The organism is Streptomyces sp. NPDC045968 (assembly GCF_056430475.1).
This window is the reverse complement of sequence record NZ_JBWKLF010000003.1, coordinates 276,223-297,608: the sequence shown is the minus strand read 5'-3', so window position 1 is coordinate 297,608 and position 21,386 is coordinate 276,223. Positions and strand designations below refer to the sequence as shown.

The window sequence follows — 21,386 nt, the reverse complement described above, 5'->3', positions numbered from 1 at the left end:
GAGAACTCCTCGGCCGGGCACGGGTGGTGGTGGATGAGACCCCGGTCAGTCGGTGATCTCGATCTTCTTGGCGTTGCTCGCGGTGGCCGGCGCCTGGGCCGGGACCTCCGGGGTGGCCGCTGTCGTGCGGTTCTTCAGGTTTTCCAGGAGGGCGCCCAAGTCCACGCCCGTCGTGGAGTTGAGCAGTTCGATGCCCTGGGTCACGTTGTCCGTCACCGTGCGGGCGAGCTGGCTGGCGCCGTCCGTGGAGATGACCGTCAGTTTGTCGATCGCGCTCAGCGGCTCGGAGGCCTTCGCCACCACCGTCGGCAGGACCTCGACCAGCATCTGGAGCACCGCCGCGTCCCCGTACCGGGCGAACGCGTCGGCCTTCTTCTGCATGGCCTCGGCCTCGGCCGAGCCCTTGGCCGCGATCGCCGCGGCCTCCGCCTCGCCCTCGATGCGTACCGCATCGGCCAGTGCCGAGCGGTGCAGCTTCTCGCCCTGGCCGGTCAGGCGCGAGCGCTCCGCGTCCGCTTCGGCCTCCTTGACCTGGGCGATGCGGCGGGCCTCCGCCTCCTGCTCGGCCTGGTAGCGGGCCGCGTCGGCGGGCTTACGGACCTTCGTGTCCAGCTCGCGGTCGGTCAGGGCCGCCTGGCGCTCGGCGACCTTCTCCTGCTCCTGGAGCACTTCCTGCTGGCGGGCGGCCTCGGCCAGCGGGCCGGCCGCGTTGGCCTTGGCGGCCGCCGCTTCCGTCTCCGCCTTGATCTCGGCCTGCTTGAGGTAGAACGTCCGCTCCGCGATCGCGATCTCCTCGGCCGCCTTCAGCCGGGCCTGCTCCGACGCACGGCGGGCGATGGCCTCCGCGATGTCGGCCTCCTGCTTGGCGCGCGCCGCCTCGGGCCGACCGAGGTCTTCGAGGTACGAGCCCTCGGTGGTGATGTCCTGGATCTGGAACGCGTCCAGGATCAGGCCCTGCCCGGACAGGCTTGCCTCGGCCTCCTCGGCGACCTGGCTCGCGAACGCGGCACGGTCGCGGATGATGTCCTCGACCGACATCCGGCCCACGATGGCGCGCAGCGCGCCCGACAGCACTTCCTGCGTGAAGCCGACGATGCCGTCCTGCTGCTGGAGGAAACGCTGGGCCGCGGCCCGGATCGCGTCCTCGTTGCCGCCGACCTTGACGATCGCGACGCCTTCCAGGTTCGCCTTCACGCCGCGCAGGGTGACGGCTCCGCGCACGGAGATCGGGATGTGCCGGCTGGACAGGTCCAGGGTGAACTTCTGCTGGACGAACGGCACCACGAAGACGCCGCCACCGACCACGACCTTCTGGCCGCTGTTGTCGATGCTGGTGCGACCCGTGACCGGATCGGTCGACTTCTTGCCGCGTCGGCCGGTGATGATGAACGCCTCGCTGGGCCCGGCCACCTTGTAGCGAGTGATCACTACGAGGCCGAGGAGCACGACGAGTACGACGATGCCGATGACGGCCATCAGAACTGGGCTCATGAGAAAGGTCCCCCCTGCCTCCCGACAAGGCGGACGGCAGATCGTTTTCAGTCAGACAGTGTGTCGAACAGTCAGGTGGTGGTCAGCGCTCCACCGGGCGGACCTGGACCGAGGTGGTCGACAGTGCGGCCTCCACCCAGATCTCGGCGCCGCGTTCGACGGGCACGGGGCTCTTCGCCGAGAACTTGACCGTCTGGCCCGCGAGCCGCAGCAGCACCTCGCCGTAGCCGTCGGCCGGAATGGGCGTGACGACGGACCCGGAGGTGCCGATGAGATCGTCCCCGCGCGGTGTCGCGGTCGTCTGGTCCCGCATGAGAGCCCGGCTGAACCTCCAGGTCAGCCACGCCGCGACGAGGCCGGCGACGACTCCGGTGACGGTGGCCGCGACCGTGCCGACGCCCGTCGCGCCCAGCATGATCGCGCCGCCGAAGCCGAGCATCGAGAGGAATCCCGCGATGACCGGCAGCGAGAGAAGGCCGTCGAACAGGCCGTCCAGTACGCCGCCCAAAAGCCCTTCGAGGATTCCGTCGAAGATCAGGGAGAGGACGAGAAGAACAATTCCCGCAATGCCGAGACCCAGAAAAAAGGTCACGTGATCACTCCCCCGGTTTTCCGACGTCCCCCGACATTTCCGTCGAACTGGCTGGATGATCCCATACGCCGGGGGAACGTGGTACTGCCGGGTTCCGGCAGTCTTTACGCGACTTTGATGCCGGACAGGTGCTCCGCGAGCGTGTCCAGCGACTGGAACGTGGCACCGAACAACGCCACGTGCTTCCACCGCAGCACACCGTCCGGCCCGACCAGGAAGATCGCGCGCCGGACCCCGATTCCGGGCGCGGAAACCCCGTAAGCCCTGGCGATCTCCCGCCCCTCGTCGGCGAGCAGCGGCATCCGCAGCCCGTGTGTCCGGGCGAACGCCTCGTGGCTGTCCACACCCTGTGGACTGATTCCCCAGACCGCGGCGTCCAGCCCCTCGAAGGTCTCGAACCCGGAAGAGTAGGAACAGAGCTGCTTGGTGCAGACAGGGGTGTTGTCGCCCGGATAGAAAGCGAGGACGACGGACCGCCCACGCGCCTCCGAGAGCGTGTGATCGCGCCGCTCGAAAGCGTCGTCGGTGAGAACTCCGCCGGGCAGGGTGAAGTCCTGGACCAGCTCTCCGAGTTGAGGCCCTGATGCCATGATGGCTCCCTTGATCGCCGTACGTGGACGGGTGCGTGCCCCGTACCGTGAACGTATGGCACACCATCCCCCCTCGGCTGCGGTACTCCTCCTGCACGGTGGCCGTGAGGCAGGGACCGGGCCGCCGCCGTTCGGTCCGCTGAACCTCCCCGCGCTCCGGATGCGCCCGTTCCGGCGGGCCGTCTCCAAGGCCGCGCTCCCGGCCGACGTACTGATCCGCGGCGTCCGCTACACCTGCCGGGGCTGGAACGGCACCCGCGAAGACCCCCTCCACGATGCCGAACGCGCCCTCGACGCGCTCCAGCGTGAGGCCGGAGACGTCCCCGTCGTCCTCGTCGGCCACTCCATGGGAGCCCGCGCCTCCCTCCGCGACGCCGGGCATCCCCTGGTACGCGCGGTCGTCGGCCTCGCCCCGTGGTGCCCGGCCGACGACCCTGTCGGCCAACTCGCGGACCGCGATGTCGTCCTGATCCACAGCACCCACGACCGCGTCACGAGCCCCCGCGCCAGCCGGGACCTGGCCGACCGGGCCCGCCGCGAGGGCGCCCGGACCTGCCTGGTCACGGTCGAGGGCAGCGACCACGCGATGCTGCGCCGCGCCGCCCTCTGGCACGAGCTGACGACCGCCCTGGTCACCGGCCTGCTCGGTCAGAACGCTCTGCCGGACGCCGTCTCGGCTGCGCTCCGGCTGCCCCGGGACGGGGACTCCGCGCACGGCACGGTGAGCATCGACGCGCTGCCGCGTCCGTATGTCGTGGCGCGCGCGGGGGCTCGTTCATAACACTCGAACCACACCGTCTTCCCGCCCGCGCGCGGCACCACCCCCCACCCGTGGGCCACCTCCGCGACCAGGAACAGGCCCCGTCCGCCCTCGGCCCACGGGTCCCCGCCACCCATCTCGGGCAGGGCGGGACAGTTGTCGCTCACCTCCACCCGTACGCCCTCCGGCGCCTACGAACCGCATTCTGAAACGATCAGTTAAGGCTCATGCGGCTCGCCGCGCGTGCGGGCCGAGAGGCGGGCCCCGCCGTCGAGTTGACGGTTCGGGGCGTAATGGCTCAAGAACATGTCGACGCCGCCCGTGATCAGACGATCCGTGGCGGCGTCGTCGATGGCGGTCCCGTACGAGCTGAAGACGAGGTGCGGGAAGACGAGCAGGGCGTAGAGCTGCACGATCGCCGTCTCCAGGTCGGGGATGTCCAGCCGGCCCCGCTCGGTGAGCGTGCGCAGGGCGTCGGCGACCGCCGGGTGGTGGCCCTCGGGGCCGTGGCCCTGCCAGGCGCCCCCCAGTTCGGGGAATCGGTGCTGCTCGGCGGCGACCAGGTTGCGCAGGGCCGCCACGTCCGAGTTGCCCCGCACCGCCGCCACCCAGGCGCGGGCCGCGTCGACGAAGGCCGTACGGAGGTCGTCGGCGTCGGCCAGTCCGGCGAGCGCTGCCGTGGGCGCGCCGCCCAGCGGTTCGTCCAGGGCGCCCGTGATGACGGCCGTGAACAGCGCTTCCTTGCTGCCGAAGTGGTTGTAGACCGTCACCTTCGACACGCCCGCCTCGGCGGCGATGACGTCCATGCCCACGCCGAAACCCTCGCGGAGGAACGCGGTGCGGGCGGCTCCCACGATGGCCAGGCGCTTCGCTTCGGCGCGGGGTCCGGCGGGGGGCTGCTTCGCGTTCATGGGAACAGGCTAACAGCGACCTGAACTGTACGGTTGAGTTCAACTGAACTGAACCGTACAGTTGAGTTCATGAGCCGTTCCGAGGTCCATCAGGTCCATCCGCATGCCCATCCGCACTCCGGCCCCGGCGTCGATCCACGGCGCTGGGCCGTCCTGGCGCTGATCTGCGTCGGCCAGTTCATGCTGGTGCTCGACGTGACCGTGGTGAATGTCGCGCTGCCCGGCATGGCGACCGATCTGCGTCTCGACCGCACCACGCTGACCTGGGTCGTCACCGCGTACACCCTCTGCTTCGGCGGTCTGATGCTGCTGGGCGGGCGGCTCGCCGACGCGCTCGGCGCGCGCCGCGTCCTGCTCGCCGGGCTGGCCGTCTTCACTGCCGCGTCCCTGGTCAGCGGGCTCGCCGACAGTGCCGCCCTGCTCATCGGCGGCCGTATCGCGCAGGGGGTGGGGGCGGCGATGCTCTCGCCCGCCGCCCTCTCCCTGGTCACCATCACGTTCCACGGCGAGGAGCGGAACAAGGCGCTCGGCGTCTGGGCCATGATCGGCGGCACCGGCTCGGCGATCGGGGTGCTGCTCGGCGGTGCGCTGACCGCGGGGCCGGGCTGGCCGTGGGTGTTCTACGTCAACGTCCCCGTCGGCCTCGCGCTCCTGGTGGCCGTACCCCTCCTGGTCCCCGCCCGCGCACCGCAGCCCGCCCGGCTCGACGTGCCCGGCGCGCTGCTGGTCACGGCGGGGACGGGGTCGCTGATCTACGGGCTGGTCGAGGCGGGGGACTCCGGCTGGGGCTCGGCGGCGACGCTGGTGCCGATCGCGGCGGCCGTGCTGCTGTACGCGGTGTTCGCGGGTGTCGAACGCACCGCGAGGGCGCCGCTGATGGACCTGCGGATGTTCACGCGGCGGCCGGTGCTGGCGGGGGCGTTCCTGATGCTGGTCGCCACCGCGCTGCTGATCGCGTTCTTCTTCCTCGGCTCGGTGTACCTCCAGCACGGACGCGGCTTCGGGCCGATGAGGACCGGTCTGGTCTTCCTGCCCGTCGCGCTCGCCGTGGGGATCGGCGCGCATCTCGGGTCGCGGCTCGTCGGGCGGATCGGCAGCCGTACGACGGCCGTGGGCGCCATGGTGGTCGCCGCCGCCGGGTGCGTACCGCTCACGGGGCTTTCGGCGGACGGCAGTGTGTACGGCGGGCTGCTCCCCGGGCTCGTCGTGGCCTCGTTCGGGCTGGGTGCGGTGTTCGTGACGGCGACGACGACGGCGCTGGCCATGGTGGACCACCGGGAGGCGGGGCTCGCCTCGGGTGTCGTCAACACCTTCCACGAGGTGGGCGGTTCGATCGGGGTGGCGGTCGTCTCCACGGTCGCGGCGGCGGGGATCGCGGGTGGGAGCGCCGGCATCGGGGCTTTCGGGGACGCGTTCACGGTCTGTGCGGTGGCCGCCGGAGTGAGCGCGGTCCTGGCGCTCGCGCTCGTACCGCAGGGAAAACCCCAGCTGTCGGGGCCGCACGCGCACTGATCGAGCGGTGGCACACCGCCCTGGCCCGTTCGGCAGGCGCGGAGATGCGGGGCCGGGCGGGGCGGACCACGATGAGGGGCCGGGCTGCAGGCGGTGCACCCACCCCGTCTGCCGCCCGGGCACTGACGGACCGCCCGTGCCCGACCCAGGAGGCTCCCTTGCCGCCCGAAGAGCACGCAGACCCGCCGACGCCTTTCGACCCGGCGTTGCCTGCCGCCCTGCTCGGCGGTGCCATGGCGGGCGTGGCCGTGCTCGACACCGAACTGCGCTACCTCTACGTCAACGCGGCACTCGAACGGATCAACGGGGTCTCGGCCGCGGGCCACCTGGGCCGCCCCATCGCCGAGGTGCTGCCGCAGATCGAGGCGCGCGAGGAAGTCCTGCGCAAGGTGCTGGCCGACGGGCGGCCCCGCGAGATCATCTACACGGGCCAGACGTGGGCGGTGTCCGATCTGGAGGAGCGCTACTGGCACGGGGCGTACCACCGGCTGGAGGACGAGCACGGAAAGATCATCGGGCTCGTCGCCATCGTCCTGGACGTCAGTGAGTCCGAGATCCGGCACGAGGAGCTGAAGCGGGCCAGACGCCATCTGGCGCTGCTGGACACGGCGGCGGTCAGCATCGGTACGACGCTCGACATGGACACCACCTGTCAGGAGCTCGCCGACTTCGTCGTGCCCGCGCTGGCGAACGTGGCCGCCGTGGACGTCTTCCCGCCGGACGTGGGGCACGAGGTGCGGCACGCGCCGCCGGGCGTGCTGCGGCTGCGGCGTGCCGCGCTGGCGGCCGTCCCCCCGCTCCACGACGTGGTGGAGCAGTTCAGCCGGCCGGGTGACTACATCGACTACCACGACGACGCGGCCGTACCCCGCTGCCTGGCATCGAACGCCCCGGTGTGCGTGGACTTCAGCAGCGACGACGATTTCAGCTCCTGGGAGGTCGCCCCCGAACGCGCCGCCGCCTACGAGGCCCTCGGCATCCACTCGGCGCTCGTCGTGCCGCTCACGGCGCGCGGGCTTCCGCAGGGTGCCCTCAGTCTCGTACGGGTCGATGGCTCGCCCCCGTTCACGGACGAGGACGTGCTCGTCGCGCGCGAGCTGGCGGGACGCGCCGCCGTGGACCTGGATCACGCCCGCAGGTACGCCCACGAACACTCCATCGCCCGCGAACTCCAGCGCTCCCTGCTCTCCGAACCGCGCGGTCCGCATCCGCACGTCGAGATCGCCAGCCGGTATCTGCCCGCCGAGGAAGGGGTGTTGGTGGGCGGCGACTGGTTCGACGTCATCCCGCTGCGGGACGGGCGGCACCTCAAGGCGATGGGCGATGTGATGGGGCACGGGGTGGAGGCGTCCGTCGCGATGAGCCACTACCGCTCGCTGCTGCGGCTCCTGGCCTACGACGATCTGCCGCCGCACGAGATCCTGGAGCACCTCGACCAGATGGTCGAGCGCTCCGGGATCGACCGGGCCGCGACCTGTCTGATCGCGGTGGTCGACCGTGCCGTCGGGGTCTGCGAGATGGCCAGTGCGGGTCATCTGCCGCCGGTGTTCATCGACCCGGGGTCGACCGGCCGGGTCACGGCGGTATCGGTGGGACCGCCGCTCGGTACGGGGTTCGGCGGCTACCGGTCGACGAAGGTGCCGTGCGGTCCGGGCACGGTGCTGTTCATGTACACCGACGGGCTGGTGGAGCGCAGGGGCGAGGACATCGACGTGTCGGTGGGGCGGCTGTCGGGCCTCGCCCTGCCGGCGAGCGGCAGGCTCGACGACCTGCTGGACGAGGTGCTGGACCGCTTCGGGCAGGACGCGGAGGACGACATCGCGGTCATGGCCTCGCGGACCTCGCGCTGACCGGCGGGCGGGGCCGGTCGCGGGGGCGGTCGGCGGCGCGGGTGCGCGGGCTCGGCGGGCGGTGGTTGTCAGTGGGCGGTGGGAGGATCAGGCCATGGAACCCCTCCTCCTCGCCGATCTCGAAGCCGCCATCAGAAGCAGCTGGGACGCCGACACGACCACCCCCGTTCACCGTCCGCACTGGAATCCGGACAATCCCGCGCGGGACCAGTGCGGAGTCACCGCCATGGTGGTCAACGACCTGCTCGGCGGCGAGCTGATCCGCGGCGAGGTGCGGGTGGACGGCGTCCGGACGGACTACCACTGGTGGAACCGGCTGGGCATGGGCATCGAGATCGACCTCACCCGCGAGCAGTTCGGACCGGAGGAGATCGTGACGGGCGGCACGGTGGTCCCGCGCCCGGCGGAGATCGTGAGGCTCCGCGAGGAGTACGAGCTGCTGCGCGGGCGGGTGCTCGAGCGACTGCGCGGACAGGTGCGCGGGAGGGCGCGGGTCAGGGTGTGACGCCCGGAGCTCGGTCCTCCAGCCCCTCACCCTCCCGTCCTCACCCGCCGCCTCGTGCCCGGACGAGACGAGGGCCCGGACGATCTCCGTCCCGGTGAACCCGGCTCCGCCGGTGACCGGTACTCGGATGAACGCCCCCCCGGACAAGGGTGTAGCCCTTCACGACGGGGGAGGCGTGAAGGGCTACACCAGCATTATGGTCCCAGGTCAGGCGCGTATCCAACTGACCAACTGGTCAGTCGGATACACGTGCCGACCGCGCCGTGTGGCCTCCCGCACGGAAATCTGTGACGGTCGCGACAGATATGAAGTTCTCGCACACGCAGGGTTTCTCGCGCAGGCGCGTCAAACAGGCGGTGCGCCTGGGCGCGAGCGGCGCCGGGACTCCTGCGTGCGGTCGGCGAGGCCCGTCTCATCACGCCCCTGCGGTCCGAGAGCGGTCACCGGCGCTGCTCCCGCTACCAGCTGCGCATAGCCGCCCGGGTCCGTGACCAGCTCGAAGAAGCCCTGCGTCTCCACGAGGAGCTGCGGCGTCCCGAGGCCGGCCGCTGAATATCTGTTTTGGCCGACATAGAAAATTGCACAATGGGCAACAGCAGTTTTATGCCCGCGACCCGAGTGATATGGCGTACAGCCCCGATCCCGGCGAATCGTGCTACGGTTGATCTCAGTTGCAGTTGTGGTTCCCAAAACTTCAAGTGCTCTCGCCGGTTCTACATCGGTGGGCGCGCTTTTGTATTTCCGGTCTTTTCCGGAAGGGGCAATCATTTGCGGCGACGTAGGACTCGCACAGTGCGAGTCCACGGGCACTGCCCCGAAGGAGATATGACATGGCTACTGGCACCGTGAAGTGGTTCAACGCGGAAAAGGGTTTCGGCTTCATCGAGCAGGAGGGTGGCGGCGCTGACGTCTTCGCCCACTACTCGAACATCGCCTCTTCCGGCTTCCGCGAGCTGCAGGAAGGCCAGAAGGTGAACTTCGACGTCACGCAGGGCCAGAAGGGCCCGCAGGCGGAGAACATCACCCCCGCCTAGTCCACATAGGCGTATGGCGCAGCTGGGGCCCGCACCTTGGGGTGCGGGCCCCGGCTTGCTGCTGTTTTCGGGGTGCGAGGGCGTGACGTGACACAGGTCCGCCCGGGCAGTCGGCACCGTACCGGCGGCGAGCCCCCGGCAGGACACGCACCACGTACCACCGCACGTCCCACATCTTGACCGATCCATGACCGACACCGTGAGCGACTCCCCGGCGACGTATTCCGGATGCATGTCGGTCATGTCGAAGCAGTCATTTCGAAGCGCCGGATACGGCTTATTCCCAGCGGCCGGGCTTCATATTCGTATTTCATCGGCACGTTCTTGCGATTCTTGGCGCCGCTCAGGCTGCTGCTGCCCGATAAAGAATCCCTCGATACGCGCCATATCGAGGAAGGTTCTGCATGAACCGCGATCGCACAGCTCGTACGAACGACCGATTCTCCCGGACCCGCTCGGGAGGCGCCCCCTCCGGTAGCCGCACCGCCAACGGATTCCGTGGCGCCGCGTCGAGCCGCCAGGGTGGACCCGGCTCCCAGGGCCGTTCCGGCGGCGGCTCCGGCCGCTCCGGTGGCTACGGCCGCCGTCCCTCAGCGGTGAAGGGCGAGTTCGCCCTCCCCGTGACCATCACCCCGGCCCTCCCCGCGGTGGAGGCCTTCGGTGACCTGGAGATGCCCGCTCCGCTGATGGCGGCGCTCGTCTCCGAGGGCATGTCGGTGCCGTTCCCGATCCAGGCGGCGACCCTGCCGAACTCGCTCGCCGGGCGTGACGTCCTGGGCCGTGGCCGCACCGGCTCCGGCAAGACGCTCGCCTTCGGTCTGGCCCTGCTGGCCCGTACCGAGGGCCGCCGCGCCGACGCCCGCCGTCCGCTGGCCCTGGTCCTCGTCCCCACCCGGGAACTGGCCCAGCAGGTCACCGACGCGCTCACCCCTTACGCCCGGTCGCTGAAGCTGCGCATCGCCACCGTCGTCGGCGGCATGTCGATCGGCCGCCAGGCCAGCGCCCTGCGCGGCGGCGCCGAAGTCGTCGTGGCCACCCCGGGCCGGCTGAAGGACCTCATCGAGCGCGGCGACTGCCGCCTCGACCGCGTCACCATCACCGTCCTCGACGAGGCCGACCAGATGGCCGACATGGGCTTCATGCCCCAGGTCACCGAGCTGCTCGACCAGGTGAACCCCGAGGGCCAGCGGATGCTGTTCTCGGCCACCCTCGACCGCAACGTCGACCTGCTGGTCCGTCGCTACCTGAACGACCCGGTCGTCCACTCGGTCGACCCCGCGGCCGGTGCGGTGACGACGATGGAGCACCACGTGCTCTACGTCCAGGGCGCCGACAAGTACGCCACGACCACCGAGATCGCGGCCCGCGAGGGCCGGGTGATCATGTTCCTGGACACCAAGCACGCCGTGGACAAGCTCACCGACCACCTGCTGGCCAGCGGTGTACGGGCAGCGGCCCTGCACGGCGGCAAGTCGCAGCCGCAGCGCACCCGGACCCTGGACCGGTTCAAGACCGGCCATGTCACGGTGCTCGTCGCCACCAACGTCGCCGCCCGCGGTATCCACGTCGACAACCTCGACCTCGTCGTCAACGTCGACCCGCCGAGCGACCACAAGGACTACCTGCACCGCGGCGGCCGTACCGCCCGTGCCGGTGAGTCCGGCAGCGTCGTCACGCTGGTGCTGCCCAACCAGCGCCGCGAGATGACCCGTCTGATGGTGGACGCCGGGATCACCCCGCAGATCGCCCAGGTGCGTTCCGGTGAGGCCGAGCTGAACCGGATCACCGGGGCGCAGGCCCCGTCGGGTGTCCCGGTCACCATCAGCTCGCCGCCGTCCGAGCGGTCCAAGAGCGGTGGTTTCGCCGGCCGTGGCCGCAGCCGCCGCCCCGCTCAGGGCCGCCGACCGGGCGTGCCCACGCCGGAAGCGCGTGCCGCGGCGTCGCAGCGCCGCTCCAACCGGGCCGCGTAGCCCGTACCGGTAAGTCCCCGTCCGGCTTTCCCCTCCACCTTGTTGAGGCACTATGCGCTGCGTCATCGCCCGCTTCCCCTTCGATCTGTTCAAGAACGAAGTCGAGGATTCGATGAAGGGCATCAAGCCCGAACCCGTCACCGGTGACGCGGTGGTCATCAGCCGCCGGGTCTACCCCGTCAAGCAGGTCGGCGAAGTGATCACCCGGCAGGACCGCCGCGACTTCTCGTCCGCCGAAGTGACCCGGGCGCTGACGCGCCTCGGTTTCACCTGCCGTTCGGCCGAGGTGCCCGCCCCCGCGGTGCCCCTCACCCCGATGGAGAACGCGTCGGCGCTGCTCGGCACGCCGGACCCGGTCTGAACCCGTAGTCCGTAAAACCACCGCACCCCTGTGCCCGTCGTCCGGGCACAGGGGTGCGGTGCGTTCTCCGTAACGGTCGCTCCGCCATGCGGGTGATCACCGGCGTGTCCCTCTCCGGCGGAGGGGGAGGATGGCCCGGCCGACTGGACCGAGCAGGCAGGGAACCGACATGAGCAAGCGCAAGCTGACCGTACTCGGCGCGACGGTACTGGCGTCCGTGCTGCCTGCCGGGTTCGCGTACGCCGACGAGACGCACACCGACGCGCACAACGGTCCGCAGGTGGCGCTGATCGCGACCGGTCAGATCGACGACCCGCTGGAGGACGTCCTGGAGCACGCCACGGTGCTCGGCAGGACGTCCGTCACCGGCTGAGGTAGGTCAGGGTGCCGGTTCGGGCTTCGGCTTCAGGGCCCACTTCATCCGTGGCTCCACCACGAACCGGAACACCCGCCGTACCGGCGAGGTGCACAGGAGCGTGACCATCACCGCGGCGGCCAGCGTCACCGCGACCCTGCCGAGCGGTGTCTCCAGGAACGCGTGGTCGTAGAAGTCCTTGTACGTGGCGGTCCTGATGACGAAGCCGTGCAGCAGATAGCCGTAGATCGTGCCCGCGCCGAGCGCGCTCATCCACAGCTTCCGCCTCGGCACCCAGGCGAGGAAGCACGCGCTGAGCACCACGGCGGCGGTGAACAGCAGGAGCGTCATCGCCGCGCCCGCCCAGACCGGCGAGGCCAGTTCCTCGGCGCTCTGGCGCCGGAAGAACCACCTGGTCGAGATGCGCGGCACGGCCCAGTAGGCGACGAGCAGGGCCATCGCGCAGACCGGCAGGGAGAGAATCCGCGCCATGGGACGGCGCACCAGGTCGAAGTGGTGCGGGCGCAGGCGCAGACCGAGCACGTAGAACGGCAGGAACTGCAGCACGCGCTGGAGCTGGAGGTCGCCGCCGATGCCGTTCATCATCGACGCCATGGCCGCGATGGCCACGGACACGGCCACGGGCTGGCGGATCACCTGCCAGATCGGGGTGGTGAGCCGCCAGATGAACAGGGCGGGCAGGAACCAGAGCAGCCAGTACGGGTCGACGATGGTCAGCGGCTGCGAGGGGTCTCGCACCACGCGCTCGAAGACGGTGTACGCCACCTCGAAGATGACGTACGGCACCAGGAGCTGGGTGACCAGCTTCCACACCCTCTCCGGCCGCAGGTCGAAGCTGCGGGAGAAGTAGCCGGCGATGACGATGAAGACCGGCATGTGGAAGGTGTAGACGAAGGTGTAGAGCGTCTCGACCACGCGTCCGCTGTCGGGCAACGGCTCCCAGGCGTGGCCCATCGCCACCAGGACGATCGCCAGGTATTTCGCGTTGTCGAAGAACGGGTCGCGCCCGCTGCGGGCACCGGCCGCCGCCGCCCCCGCTCCGGCGGGGGCGTGGCTCGGTGTCTGCGAGGTCAAGGAGGTCACGCCGACACCTTAGTGACCGGCGCAAGCGAGGTGCCCGGCGCGTCGGGCCGGGCGGGGCCGCCGACGCTCTCGTGGTGGGTCGTTTTGTGCGTTTTCTTGCTATACGCAAGCGGTGGAGTATGAGGGGACCAGGACGATCTTGCCGACCGTGCGGCGGGCGAGCAGGTCCTCGTGGGCGCGGCGGGCCTCCGCGAGCGGGTAGCTTCCTCCGGCCACCGGCTTGAGGCGACCCTGGGCCACCAGGCCGAAGAGTTCCTTGAGGGGGCCGCTGACCGCGCCCGGCGCCGCGAGTGCGGGCCGCAGCCAGAAGCCGACGACCGCCGCGTTGAGCCGGTTCAGCCGGGCCGGGTCGACTGGGGTGAACCCGGAACGCGCGGCGTTGCCGTAGGTCACCAGCCGGCCGAAGGACGCCAGGGACCCCAGGGCCTGGTCGAAGAGCTCCCCGCCCACCGCGTCCAGGACCACGTCCGCCTTCTCCTCGTGGGGGTACGTGATCACCGCGTCCGCCCCGAGGTCCAGGGCGAGGCGCTCCTTGGCGGGGGTCGAGACCTGGGCGAGCACCCGCCCGGCGCCGAACTCCCTGGCCAGCTGGACGGCGAGACTGCCCACACCGCCGGCCGCCGAGTGGACGGTCACCGTCTCGCCCTCGCGCAGCCGGGCCGCCGAGCGCAGCAGATGCCAGGCGGTCAGCCCCTGCATCATCAGGGCGAGCGCCTCGGCGGCGCCCAGCTCCTCGGGGATCTCCTGGGCGGCGGACTCCTTGGCGACCACCTGCTCCGCGTATCCCCCGGAAACCCGGGCCAGCACCCTGGTGCCGTCGGGGGTGCGGCCCACGACCTCGCTGCCGGGGACGAAGGGCAGCGCGTCGGCGGTCAGATAGGACCCGTCCACCTGATGGGTGTCCGCGAAGTTCACCCCGGCCGCCTCGACGGTCAGGAGCACCTCTCCGGGGCCCGGTACGGGGGCGGCCAGTTCAACGGGTGCGAGGACTTCAGGACCACCGAAGTGGTCGAACTGGATAGCGAGCATGCCGCACGGTACCGCGCGGCTTCCCGGGTCGGGGCCAGGAGAGAATTTCGGCCAGATATACAGAACACCCTCCGAAACCATACGGCCGGTTTGTTAGCGTGTGGGCTCCGCCGCCTGCCCGTGGACACGGGCCGACGGCCCCTGGACCGACCGACCGACCTCAGTCGTCGACCACGCCCGGAGCGTCAGGATGGCCAAGCAGGACCGTGCGGTGCGCACGCGCGAGCAGTTGATCCGTTCGGCCGCCGAGGCCTTCGACCGGAGCGGGTTCGGACTCGCCTCGCTCTCCGACATCAGCGCCCGCGCCGGAGTCAGCAGCGGCGCGCTGCACTTCCACTTCCGCAGCAAAAGGGAGTTGGGGGACGCGGTCGAGGCCGCGGCCGGACAGACGCTGCGCGAGATCATCGCCCCGTGCCCGCCCGGTCACCCCGATCCGCTGCGCCTCCTGGTCGACACCTCCCATCTGCTGGCCCAACGGCTCACGCAGGACGTGGTGTTGAGGGCCGGACTCGGCCTCGGCAACGACGCCACCTGGCAGCAGGACACCAAACTCTGGCTGGAGTGGCGCAGTTGGGTCGCGGCGACGCTGGCCCTGGCCGGTGAGCAGGGAGCCCTGGCGGCCGACGTGCTGCCGGAGGCCGCGGTCTCCGCCGTCACGGCGGCCGTGGTGGGATCGGAGATCCTGGGACGCGCGGACGCGGAGTGGTCCTCGTGCCGGGCGGTCACCCAGTTCTGGTCGCTGATGCTGCCGCGGCTCGCGGTGCGCACGGACGGGGCGGGGCTGCCCGAGCCCGTACAGACGAGGCGGGGCCTGCCGGAGCCCGTAGGGAACGGTCCTGCGACACTGCGCCCATGAGCAACGATCTCCTCTCAGACAAAGTCGTCCTCATCACGGGGGCGAGCAGTGGTATTGGCGCGGCGGCGGCCCGGGTGTTCGCCCAGGAGGGCGCGAAGGTGGTGCTGGCCGCCCGCCGGGAAGAGCGGCTGGCCACGCTGGTGGGCGAGCTGCGGGACAAGGGCGCGGAAGCGGCCTACGTCGTCGCCGACGTCTCCGTGGCGGACGACGTCTCCCGCGCGGTGGACTTCGCGGTGTCGACGTACGGACGCCTGGACTCGGCCTTCAACAACGCGGGTCTCGGCGGCGACCGTACGCCGATGCACCTGATGGGTGACGACATCTACGACACCCTCATGGACACCAACGTACGAAGCGTGTGGAACTGCCTTCGGTACGAGATAGCGGCGATGCTCACCACGGGCGGGGGCACGATCGTCAACAACAGCAGCGTGGCCGGGCTGGTGGCGATACCCGCGGCCGCTCCCTACGTAGCGTCCAAGCACGCCGTGGTCGGTCTGACGCGGGCCGCTGCCGACGAGTACGCCAAGCAGGGCATCAGGGTGAACGCCGTCGCTCCCGGTACGACGCGCAGCGAGATCACCGCCGACTGGTTCGGGCGCAACCCCGGCCTGGAGGAGATGGTCAACTCCCTTACGCCGCAGGGCCGTACGGCGGAGCCCGAGGAGATCGCGGCGGCCGCCGCGTGGCTGCTCAGCGACCGCTGCCCCTTCCTCACGGGCACGGTCATGCCGGTGGACGGCGGTTTCGTCAATCAGTGACCGCGGGTACGGCGTGGGGCCGGCCGGACTCCGCCGGCCGGCCCCGTCCACCGCGCCCTCGTTACCGGACGGGACCGCTCAGCTCGACGTGGAACGCGGGCTGTCCGTCCTGTGTACCGGTGATCCTCACCGCGGTCTGACCGGCGCCGGGGGACGGCAGCCGCTCCGCCTCGACCCAGCAGGGCCGGTCGAACTCGACGTACCGCTCGTAACTGCTGGCGATGCCCGTGGGCTCGAAGGCCGCCGGGGAGAGCAGGGCCTGAGCGGCCTGGTAGCCGGCCTCCATCAGCGCCAGTCCGGGGACGTGGTCGACGGGGTGGTCGAAGAGCAGGAGGTTGTCGGCGTCGTTGCGCAGCTGCCAGCGGTGGGGCTGGTCGGTGGCGGCCAGGACCACGTCCGACGCCGTGAGCCGGCCGACGGTGCGCGGGGCGACAGGAGCGGGAAGCGGCCATTCGTTCCAGCTGCGGGAGAGGTGCTCACCGCGCAGCCGGCGGTAGGCGGCCGGCGAGATCCAGCCGAACTCCGAATTCGCGATGGCCACAGTGGTGTTGGCTTGGGACACGTGCACATCCATGCCGAGTCCGCTGACGTTCTTCCCGCGGCGGGTCGGCTCCGAAACCCTTATCCCGATGTCCAGGGACGAGGGGTGGTCGGAAGGCACCCGGAAACCGGGCCGAACGGTGAAGTTGAAGTCATGGAGCAGTGTCTGATGGCTGAGGGGTACGTCGTACGCCGCGTGGGCGATGACCAGGCCGCTCTGCCGGATGGTCTGGGTGAGCACCCTGGGGTCGTAGGCGTGACCGACCTCCGTGGCGGGCCAGCGGGCGGTGAGCGCGAATTCGCCGGGGGCCAGACATTTCCAGTCGGTGATGAACACGGACGCCTCACGGCGGAGATGCACGATCTCCTTGGGCACCATGGTCAAGTTGTGGTCGATCACAGGAACTTCGGACACGATCCCCCCCGGACGTGGCGCAATAAGATAATGCTCGCACTGATATGATACCGGCTCACCCGTTTGTTTTGAAGTGAGCGCAAACACGAGGTCAAGGGAGCGCGAGTTGGCCAGACAGCAACGGGCGATCCGCACGCGCAGGATCTTCCTGGAAGCGGCAGCCGAGGTCTTTGACGAACACGGTTACGACGCCGCCACCATCGCATCGATCCTGGAACGGGCCGGGCTCACCCGAGGTGCACTGTACTTCCACTTCACGTCGAAGGAAGAGCTTGCGCGAGGAGTTCTCGAAGAGGCGGTGACCGCCGAAGGGCTCATGCCGCAGGCGTTCAAGCTCCAGGAGTGGGTGGACATAGCCCTGCTGCTGGCGTATCGGCTGCCCCGTGAGCCGATGCTCAGCGCCTCGATCCGGCTGTCCGTCGACCCGCGCGCCCGGGGCCTGTTCGGCACGCGCTGGCCCGACTGGATCGCCATGGGCACGGAGATCCTCACCGAGGCCAAGGAGCGTGGGGAGCTGCTCCCGCACGTCGACCCGGAGGCCACCTCACGGCTCTTCGTCGGGGCGTGGACCGGGGTCCAGCTGGTCGCCGAGTCGATGGCCGAGCCGCCGGACCTGGTCTCCGAGATCTCGGCCCTCTTCGAACTCATCCTCCCCAACAACGCCGTCCCCGGCGTGCTGTCGAGGCTGGACACGTCTCCGCACCGCGCCGAACGGCTCCTCAAGGAGAGCAGGGAAGCGGAAGCGGAATCGGAAGTGGAATCGGAAGCGGTCGCGTCCTGACCGATCGCGCGATTGGCTGAAATGGTGCGGATGCCCCCTAAGTGGCAGCCTCGGTATGTTTTTCCGAGTCCGCCTCCGGGTAACGCCGGATCCGCCTCCGCGTAACGAGCGTGTCCGCTTTTTTTGAGCCATTTCCCGGCCCCGGCGCCGCCGCCTCACTCGGTTGCCCGGCACCACTGCGGGACGGCCGAACTGGGCGCAGGGTGGTCGTATGCCCATGTGGTCGCGTCGGCTCGTCCTGTGCGCCGTGTTCATGCCGCTGGCCTTCCTGGTCCTGCGGGATGCCCCGGAACGGTTCGCCGCGCCCGCACCCCTGCCCCTGCCCCAGGCCCCGCCCGGGGCGCCCCAGCCCGACATCGTCCCCCGGTCGTCCTGGCGGGCCGACGAGGGCATGGTCAAGCACGCGGCGACGTACACGAACCGGGTGAGCGCCGCCTTCATCCACCACACGGGGCACCCCAACGACTACGACTGCGCCGAAGCCCCGGAGCTGCTGCGGGGCATCCAGGCGGACCACATCAAAGAGGGCGGGTGGGACGACATCGGGTACAACTTCGTCGTCGACCGCTGCGGGACCATCTACGAGGGCCGGGCCGGCGGCGTCACACGGCCGGTGCGCGGCGCCCACACCAAGGGGTTCAACGCCCACACGGTCGGGATCGCGGCGATCGGCACCTTCGGGGCCGACGTGCCCGTACCCAAGGCGGTCGTGGAGGCGATCGCGCGGGTGATCGCGTGGAAGCTGCGTCCCGGCGTCGATCCGCGCGGCTCGGTACGGCTGGTCTCCACGAACGACGAGAGCCGGTTCCCCAGGGGCCAGGCGGTCAGCCTGCACGTCATCTCGGGGCACCGGGACAGCTATCTCACCGGCTGCCCCGGCGACGCGCTCTATGCCCAGCTGCCCGCCATCCGTGAGGCAGTGGCGGCCCTCCGTGAACGCCGAAGGTGATCTGCCGAGGGTGACTACTGGGGCTTGTGCTGCGGGTGCTTCGTCTCCGCCAGGTACGAGGCGCAGTCGGGGTTCTGGCAGGGGCCCGGCCCCCAGGTGGGCACGAAGATGCCGAGCGTCTTGTGCCGGTGGATCTCCGTGGCTACGGACTGCTTGCAGACCGCACAGACGAACGCGGTCTGCGACGAGGTCTCACGCTCTTTGCTGGACATTCTTCAACGGTAGACCCGCGCGATAAATGTGGAAAGTTTTCCCTTCGCTTTACTGGCGCATTGCCCGGGTTTTCGCAGCTGGGGTGGTCATTTCTCCCGGCGTCGCAGGCTCAGCACCACGGATGCCCCCAGGATGACGACGATGACGGCCAGACTCACCGGCGAAGGTATTTCCGGGATGGCGTCGCTGATCAACTTGTGGGATGCCTGGAGGATGAGCTTGAGGCCGATGAAGGCGAGAATGACCGCCACGCCATGGCTCAGGTAGTGGAAGGTGTCCAGCATTCCCGCCAGCAGAAAGAACAGGGCTCGCAGACCCAGAATGGCGAAGGCGTTGCTGGTGTAGACGATGAAGGCGTCGTCGCTGACCGCGAGGACGGCCGGCACGCTGTCGACGGCGAAGACCAGGTCGGCCGTCTCGACCGCGGCGACGACCGCCAGCAGAGGGGTCGCGATCCTTTTGCCCGCCTCTTTGATGATGAATTTCGTGCCGTGGTACTCGTCGCTGACCGGTATGAACGTGCGCAGCAGTCGCACGGCGATGCTCTTGCCGGGGTCGAAGGTCTCCTCCTTCCCGCTGAGGATCTTGTACGAGCTGTAGAAGAGGACTGCCGCGAAGGCGAAGAGCACGGCGGTGAAACGGCTGACCACGGCTACGCCGAGGCCCAGGAAGATCCCGCGGAAGACCAGAGCGCCGATGACGCCGAAGAAGAGGACGCGGTGCTGGTAGGCGCGGGGCACCTTGAAGTACGCGAAAATCAGCGCGAAGACGAACAGATTGTCGACCGAGAGGCTCTTCTCCAGCAGCCATGCCGTGGTGTATTCGGTTCCTGCGGTCGTTCCGAGTACCAGGAAGACGATCCCGCCGAATATGAGCGCGAGGCTCACCCAGAACCCGCTCCAGAGAGCCGCTTCCTTGAATCCGATGACATGCGCGGAGCGGTGGGCCAGGAGGTCGATCAGCAGCGACACGACGACGATCGTGGCGAATGTCCCCCAGAGCCACACCGGTACGTCGAGCATGCGGGAGACCTCGAAACGACCTCGGAACGACCTCGAAATGACGCGCGCGACGGTCCGCGCAGACGAACGATCCCTTGGCTACGAGTGTGCATCCCCCGCCCATGTGCTGCGAGGCGGGTGGAACGGGCGCAGTCTGGTAGGAGAGGACTTCGGGAGGTGTTCGTCATGCTGAAGACCGCTGTCGGATGGCACGTGGAGCTCGAATTCGAGGAGGACAGCAACCGCACCCGCGCGGCTGCCATGGTGCGGCTCCCGGACGGGACCGAGATGCGCGCGCACGGGTACGCCAGCCGCCACCCCAGTGACTCGGAGCAGCCGAGGGTGGGGGAGGAGATCGCGGGTGGCAGAGCCCTCAACGAACTGGCGATGAAGCTGCTGACCAAGGCGCACGACGAGATCGACGAGGCGTCGGGGCGTACGTCGTACCCGTTGACGTGAGTGTGCCCGGCCGCGAGCGTGCCGGCACCGGGGTGAGCGTCACCGTTCCCCCGTCACCAGGTGCCTGGTGAACCAGTCGCGTGCCAGGTCGGCGGCCGTGTCCAGGGCGCCGCGTTCCTCGAAGAGGTGCGTGGCGCCCGGCACGATCTCCAGCCGGTTCTCGCAGCGCAGTTCGTCCCGCGCCTGCTGGTTGAGGGCGATCACCTGTTCGTCGTGGCCGCCCACGATGAGCAGCGTGGGTGCCCGTACGTCCGCGAGCTGCCCGGCCAGGTCGGGGCGCCCGCCGCGCGAGACCACCGCGCCGACGTCCGCGTCCGGGGCGGCCGCGGCCCGCAGCGCGGCGGCGGCGCCGGTGCTGGCCCCGAAGTAGCCGATCGGCACGTCCACCCGCTCGCGCAGCCAGCCGGTGGCCCGCGTCAGCCGCCGGGCCAGGGTCCCGATGTCGAAGACGTACGCGCGGTCGCCCTCCTCCGCCGGTACGAGCAGGTCGAACAGGAGGGTGCCGAGGCCCGCCCGGTTCAGGGCCGCCGCCACCGCACGGTTACGGGGGCTGTGGCGGCTGCTCCCGGAGCCGTGGGCGAACACCACGACCGCCCCGGTGCCTTCCGGGAGGGCGAGTTCCCCGGCCAGCGCGAGGCCGTCGGCGGCCACCTCGACCTCGGTCGTACGGACGGACCGGGGCGGTACGCCGGGGTGCGTGGCGCGGGCCAGCAGGGCGACGACCTCCTCGTCCGGGGTCTGGGAGAAGTCGCGGTACCACTCGCCGACGGCGGAGAACAGGGCCGGCTCCGACAGACACACCACGTCGTCCGCCCTGGCACGGAGCCGGACGACCGCGCTCGGCGGAGCCACAGGAACCGCGAGCACTACCCGGGCCGCTCCCTGGGCCCGTACGACTTCGCACGCGGCCTCGGCCGTGGCGCCGGTCGCGATCCCGTCGTCGACGACGACCACCGTCCGGCCCGCCAGCGGCACCCGGGGCCGGTCGGCGCGGAACGCCCGCGCCCGGCGGGCGAGTTCCTCCTGCTCGGCGCGCTCGACGAACGCGAGGTCCTCCTCCGTGACCCCGGCCCTGCGGACGATCTCCTCGCTGATGACCCGTACCCCGTCCTCGCCGATCGCGCCGAACCCCAGCTCGGGGTGGTACGGAACGCCGAGTTTGCGGACGACGATCACATCGAGGGGGGCACCGAGCGCCTGCGCCACTTCGAAGGCCACCGGGACTCCGCCGCGCGGCAGGCCCAGGACGACGGGGCGCTCCTTCTCAAGGTGCCGGAGCGCTGCGGCTAGCTGCTGCCCCGCGTCGGTTCGGTCGGTGAAGAGCACGCCGGTTCACCCCCAGACCGG

At 70.1% G+C, this 21,386-nt stretch carries 23 protein-coding genes and 1 pseudogene; 14 read left to right on the top strand and 10 right to left on the bottom strand.

What is annotated here, in order from left to right:
- Nucleotides 1-45: 45 nt before the first annotated feature.
- The 3 genes from AC07FA_RS10815 to AC07FA_RS10805 all read right to left on the bottom strand — a co-directional run bounded on the left by AC07FA_RS10815 (nt 46) and on the right by AC07FA_RS10805 (nt 2,673).
- Nucleotides 46-1,491 (bottom strand): flotillin family protein, encoded by a 1,446-nt coding sequence (locus AC07FA_RS10815; RefSeq protein WP_479074616.1) that lies wholly within the window; start codon nt 1,489-1,491, stop codon nt 46-48.
- Between the two features lie 82 nt (nt 1,492-1,573).
- On the bottom strand, nt 1,574-2,083 hold the full coding sequence (locus AC07FA_RS10810; RefSeq protein WP_479074615.1) for a hypothetical protein: 510 nt from the start codon (nt 2,081-2,083) through the stop codon (nt 1,574-1,576).
- A 104-nt stretch (nt 2,084-2,187) separates the two neighbouring features.
- The gene (locus tag AC07FA_RS10805; protein WP_479074613.1) at nt 2,188-2,673 is read right to left on the bottom strand and encodes a peroxiredoxin; all 486 of its coding nucleotides are present in this window, start codon (nt 2,671-2,673) and stop codon (nt 2,188-2,190) included.
- A gap of 55 nt (nt 2,674-2,728) precedes the next feature.
- On the opposite strand from AC07FA_RS10805, the gene AC07FA_RS10800 reads away from it, so the two are divergent.
- Nucleotides 2,729-3,454 carry an alpha/beta hydrolase gene (locus AC07FA_RS10800; RefSeq protein WP_479074612.1) on the top strand — a complete coding sequence of 242 codons (726 nt, stop codon included), beginning with the start codon at nt 2,729-2,731 and terminating at the stop codon, nt 3,452-3,454.
- Between the two features lie 197 nt (nt 3,455-3,651).
- Here the strand turns inward: AC07FA_RS10800 and AC07FA_RS10795 are convergent, their stop codons facing one another.
- Complete coding sequence (locus tag AC07FA_RS10795) at nt 3,652-4,344, bottom strand: TetR/AcrR family transcriptional regulator (RefSeq protein ID WP_479074611.1); 693 nt, start codon at nt 4,342-4,344, stop codon at nt 3,652-3,654.
- A 69-nt stretch (nt 4,345-4,413) separates the two neighbouring features.
- Here AC07FA_RS10795 and AC07FA_RS10790 point away from each other — a divergent pair, with 69 nt between their 5' ends.
- From AC07FA_RS10790 to AC07FA_RS10755, 8 genes and pseudogenes are all read left to right on the top strand, one after another.
- A complete protein-coding gene (locus AC07FA_RS10790) occupies nt 4,414-5,856 on the top strand; it encodes an MFS transporter (protein ID WP_479074610.1) in 1,443 nt (480 codons plus the stop codon).
- Nucleotides 5,857-6,014: 158 nt separating this feature from the next.
- The gene (locus AC07FA_RS10785) at nt 6,015-7,706 is read left to right on the top strand and encodes a SpoIIE family protein phosphatase (protein ID WP_479074609.1); all 1,692 of its coding nucleotides are present in this window, start codon (nt 6,015-6,017) and stop codon (nt 7,704-7,706) included.
- Nucleotides 7,707-7,800: 94 nt separating this feature from the next.
- Nucleotides 7,801-8,211, top strand: a complete 411-nt coding sequence (locus AC07FA_RS10780; protein WP_479074607.1) for a YunG family protein — start codon at nt 7,801-7,803, stop codon at nt 8,209-8,211.
- A gap of 372 nt (nt 8,212-8,583) precedes the next feature.
- A pseudogene (locus tag AC07FA_RS10775) lies at nt 8,584-8,763 on the top strand (MerR family transcriptional regulator); the annotation flags it as partial.
- 278 nt (nt 8,764-9,041) lie between these two features.
- Nucleotides 9,042-9,245, top strand: a complete 204-nt coding sequence (locus tag AC07FA_RS10770) for a cold-shock protein (RefSeq protein ID WP_151476148.1) — start codon at nt 9,042-9,044, stop codon at nt 9,243-9,245.
- Nucleotides 9,246-9,649: 404 nt separating this feature from the next.
- Nucleotides 9,650-11,215 (top strand): DEAD/DEAH box helicase, encoded by a 1,566-nt coding sequence (locus AC07FA_RS10765; protein ID WP_479074605.1) that lies wholly within the window; start codon nt 9,650-9,652, stop codon nt 11,213-11,215.
- A 52-nt stretch (nt 11,216-11,267) separates the two neighbouring features.
- Complete coding sequence (locus tag AC07FA_RS10760) at nt 11,268-11,576, top strand: SCO5918 family protein (RefSeq protein WP_382726236.1); 309 nt, start codon at nt 11,268-11,270, stop codon at nt 11,574-11,576.
- A gap of 169 nt (nt 11,577-11,745) precedes the next feature.
- Nucleotides 11,746-11,949 (top strand): hypothetical protein, encoded by a 204-nt coding sequence (locus AC07FA_RS10755; protein ID WP_479074604.1) that lies wholly within the window; start codon nt 11,746-11,748, stop codon nt 11,947-11,949.
- 6 nt (nt 11,950-11,955) lie between these two features.
- Here the strand turns inward: AC07FA_RS10755 and AC07FA_RS10750 are convergent, their stop codons facing one another.
- Together AC07FA_RS10750 and AC07FA_RS10745 are read right to left on the bottom strand one after the other, a co-directional pair.
- The gene (locus tag AC07FA_RS10750) at nt 11,956-13,035 is read right to left on the bottom strand and encodes an acyltransferase family protein (RefSeq protein ID WP_479074602.1); all 1,080 of its coding nucleotides are present in this window, start codon (nt 13,033-13,035) and stop codon (nt 11,956-11,958) included.
- A 99-nt stretch (nt 13,036-13,134) separates the two neighbouring features.
- Entirely contained in the window at nt 13,135-14,064 is a 930-nt protein-coding gene (locus AC07FA_RS10745; protein WP_479074601.1) for a quinone oxidoreductase family protein, read from the bottom strand.
- Nucleotides 14,065-14,254: 190 nt separating this feature from the next.
- Here AC07FA_RS10745 and AC07FA_RS10740 point away from each other — a divergent pair, with 190 nt between their 5' ends.
- Both AC07FA_RS10740 and AC07FA_RS10735 read left to right on the top strand, forming a co-directional pair.
- Nucleotides 14,255-14,920, top strand: a complete 666-nt coding sequence (locus AC07FA_RS10740; RefSeq protein ID WP_479074600.1) for a ScbR family autoregulator-binding transcription factor — start codon at nt 14,255-14,257, stop codon at nt 14,918-14,920.
- Nucleotides 14,917-15,681, top strand: coding sequence for a glucose 1-dehydrogenase (locus AC07FA_RS10735; RefSeq protein ID WP_479074599.1), 765 nt, complete (start codon nt 14,917-14,919; stop codon nt 15,679-15,681). Before AC07FA_RS10740 ends, AC07FA_RS10735 begins: the two co-directional genes overlap by 4 nt.
- Before the next feature lie 61 nt (nt 15,682-15,742).
- On the opposite strand, the gene AC07FA_RS10730 is transcribed toward AC07FA_RS10735, so the two are convergent.
- The gene (locus tag AC07FA_RS10730; RefSeq protein ID WP_479074597.1) at nt 15,743-16,636 is read right to left on the bottom strand and encodes a ScbA/BarX family gamma-butyrolactone biosynthesis protein; all 894 of its coding nucleotides are present in this window, start codon (nt 16,634-16,636) and stop codon (nt 15,743-15,745) included.
- A 106-nt stretch (nt 16,637-16,742) separates the two neighbouring features.
- On the opposite strand from AC07FA_RS10730, the gene AC07FA_RS10725 reads away from it, so the two are divergent.
- Together AC07FA_RS10725 and AC07FA_RS10720 are read left to right on the top strand one after the other, a co-directional pair.
- Nucleotides 16,743-17,417 carry a ScbR family autoregulator-binding transcription factor gene (locus AC07FA_RS10725; protein WP_479074596.1) on the top strand — a complete coding sequence of 225 codons (675 nt, stop codon included), beginning with the start codon at nt 16,743-16,745 and terminating at the stop codon, nt 17,415-17,417.
- 217 nt (nt 17,418-17,634) lie between these two features.
- The gene (locus AC07FA_RS10720; protein ID WP_479075166.1) at nt 17,635-18,366 is read left to right on the top strand and encodes a peptidoglycan recognition protein family protein; all 732 of its coding nucleotides are present in this window, start codon (nt 17,635-17,637) and stop codon (nt 18,364-18,366) included.
- Between the two features lie 14 nt (nt 18,367-18,380).
- On the opposite strand, the gene AC07FA_RS10715 is transcribed toward AC07FA_RS10720, so the two are convergent.
- The gene (locus AC07FA_RS10715) at nt 18,381-18,578 is read right to left on the bottom strand and encodes a hypothetical protein (RefSeq protein WP_479074595.1); all 198 of its coding nucleotides are present in this window, start codon (nt 18,576-18,578) and stop codon (nt 18,381-18,383) included.
- A gap of 87 nt (nt 18,579-18,665) precedes the next feature.
- Entirely contained in the window at nt 18,666-19,601 is a 936-nt protein-coding gene (locus AC07FA_RS10710; RefSeq protein ID WP_479074593.1) for a TerC family protein, read from the bottom strand.
- 165 nt (nt 19,602-19,766) lie between these two features.
- On the opposite strand from AC07FA_RS10710, the gene AC07FA_RS10705 reads away from it, so the two are divergent.
- On the top strand, nt 19,767-20,039 hold the full coding sequence (locus AC07FA_RS10705; RefSeq protein WP_479074591.1) for a DUF1876 domain-containing protein: 273 nt from the start codon (nt 19,767-19,769) through the stop codon (nt 20,037-20,039).
- 39 nt (nt 20,040-20,078) lie between these two features.
- On the opposite strand, the gene AC07FA_RS10700 is transcribed toward AC07FA_RS10705, so the two are convergent.
- Nucleotides 20,079-21,365: a phosphoribosyltransferase family protein gene (locus tag AC07FA_RS10700; RefSeq protein WP_479074590.1), complete on the bottom strand. Its 1,287-nt coding sequence runs from the start codon at nt 21,363-21,365 to the stop codon at nt 20,079-20,081.
- Between the last annotated feature and the right edge of the window lie 21 nt (nt 21,366-21,386).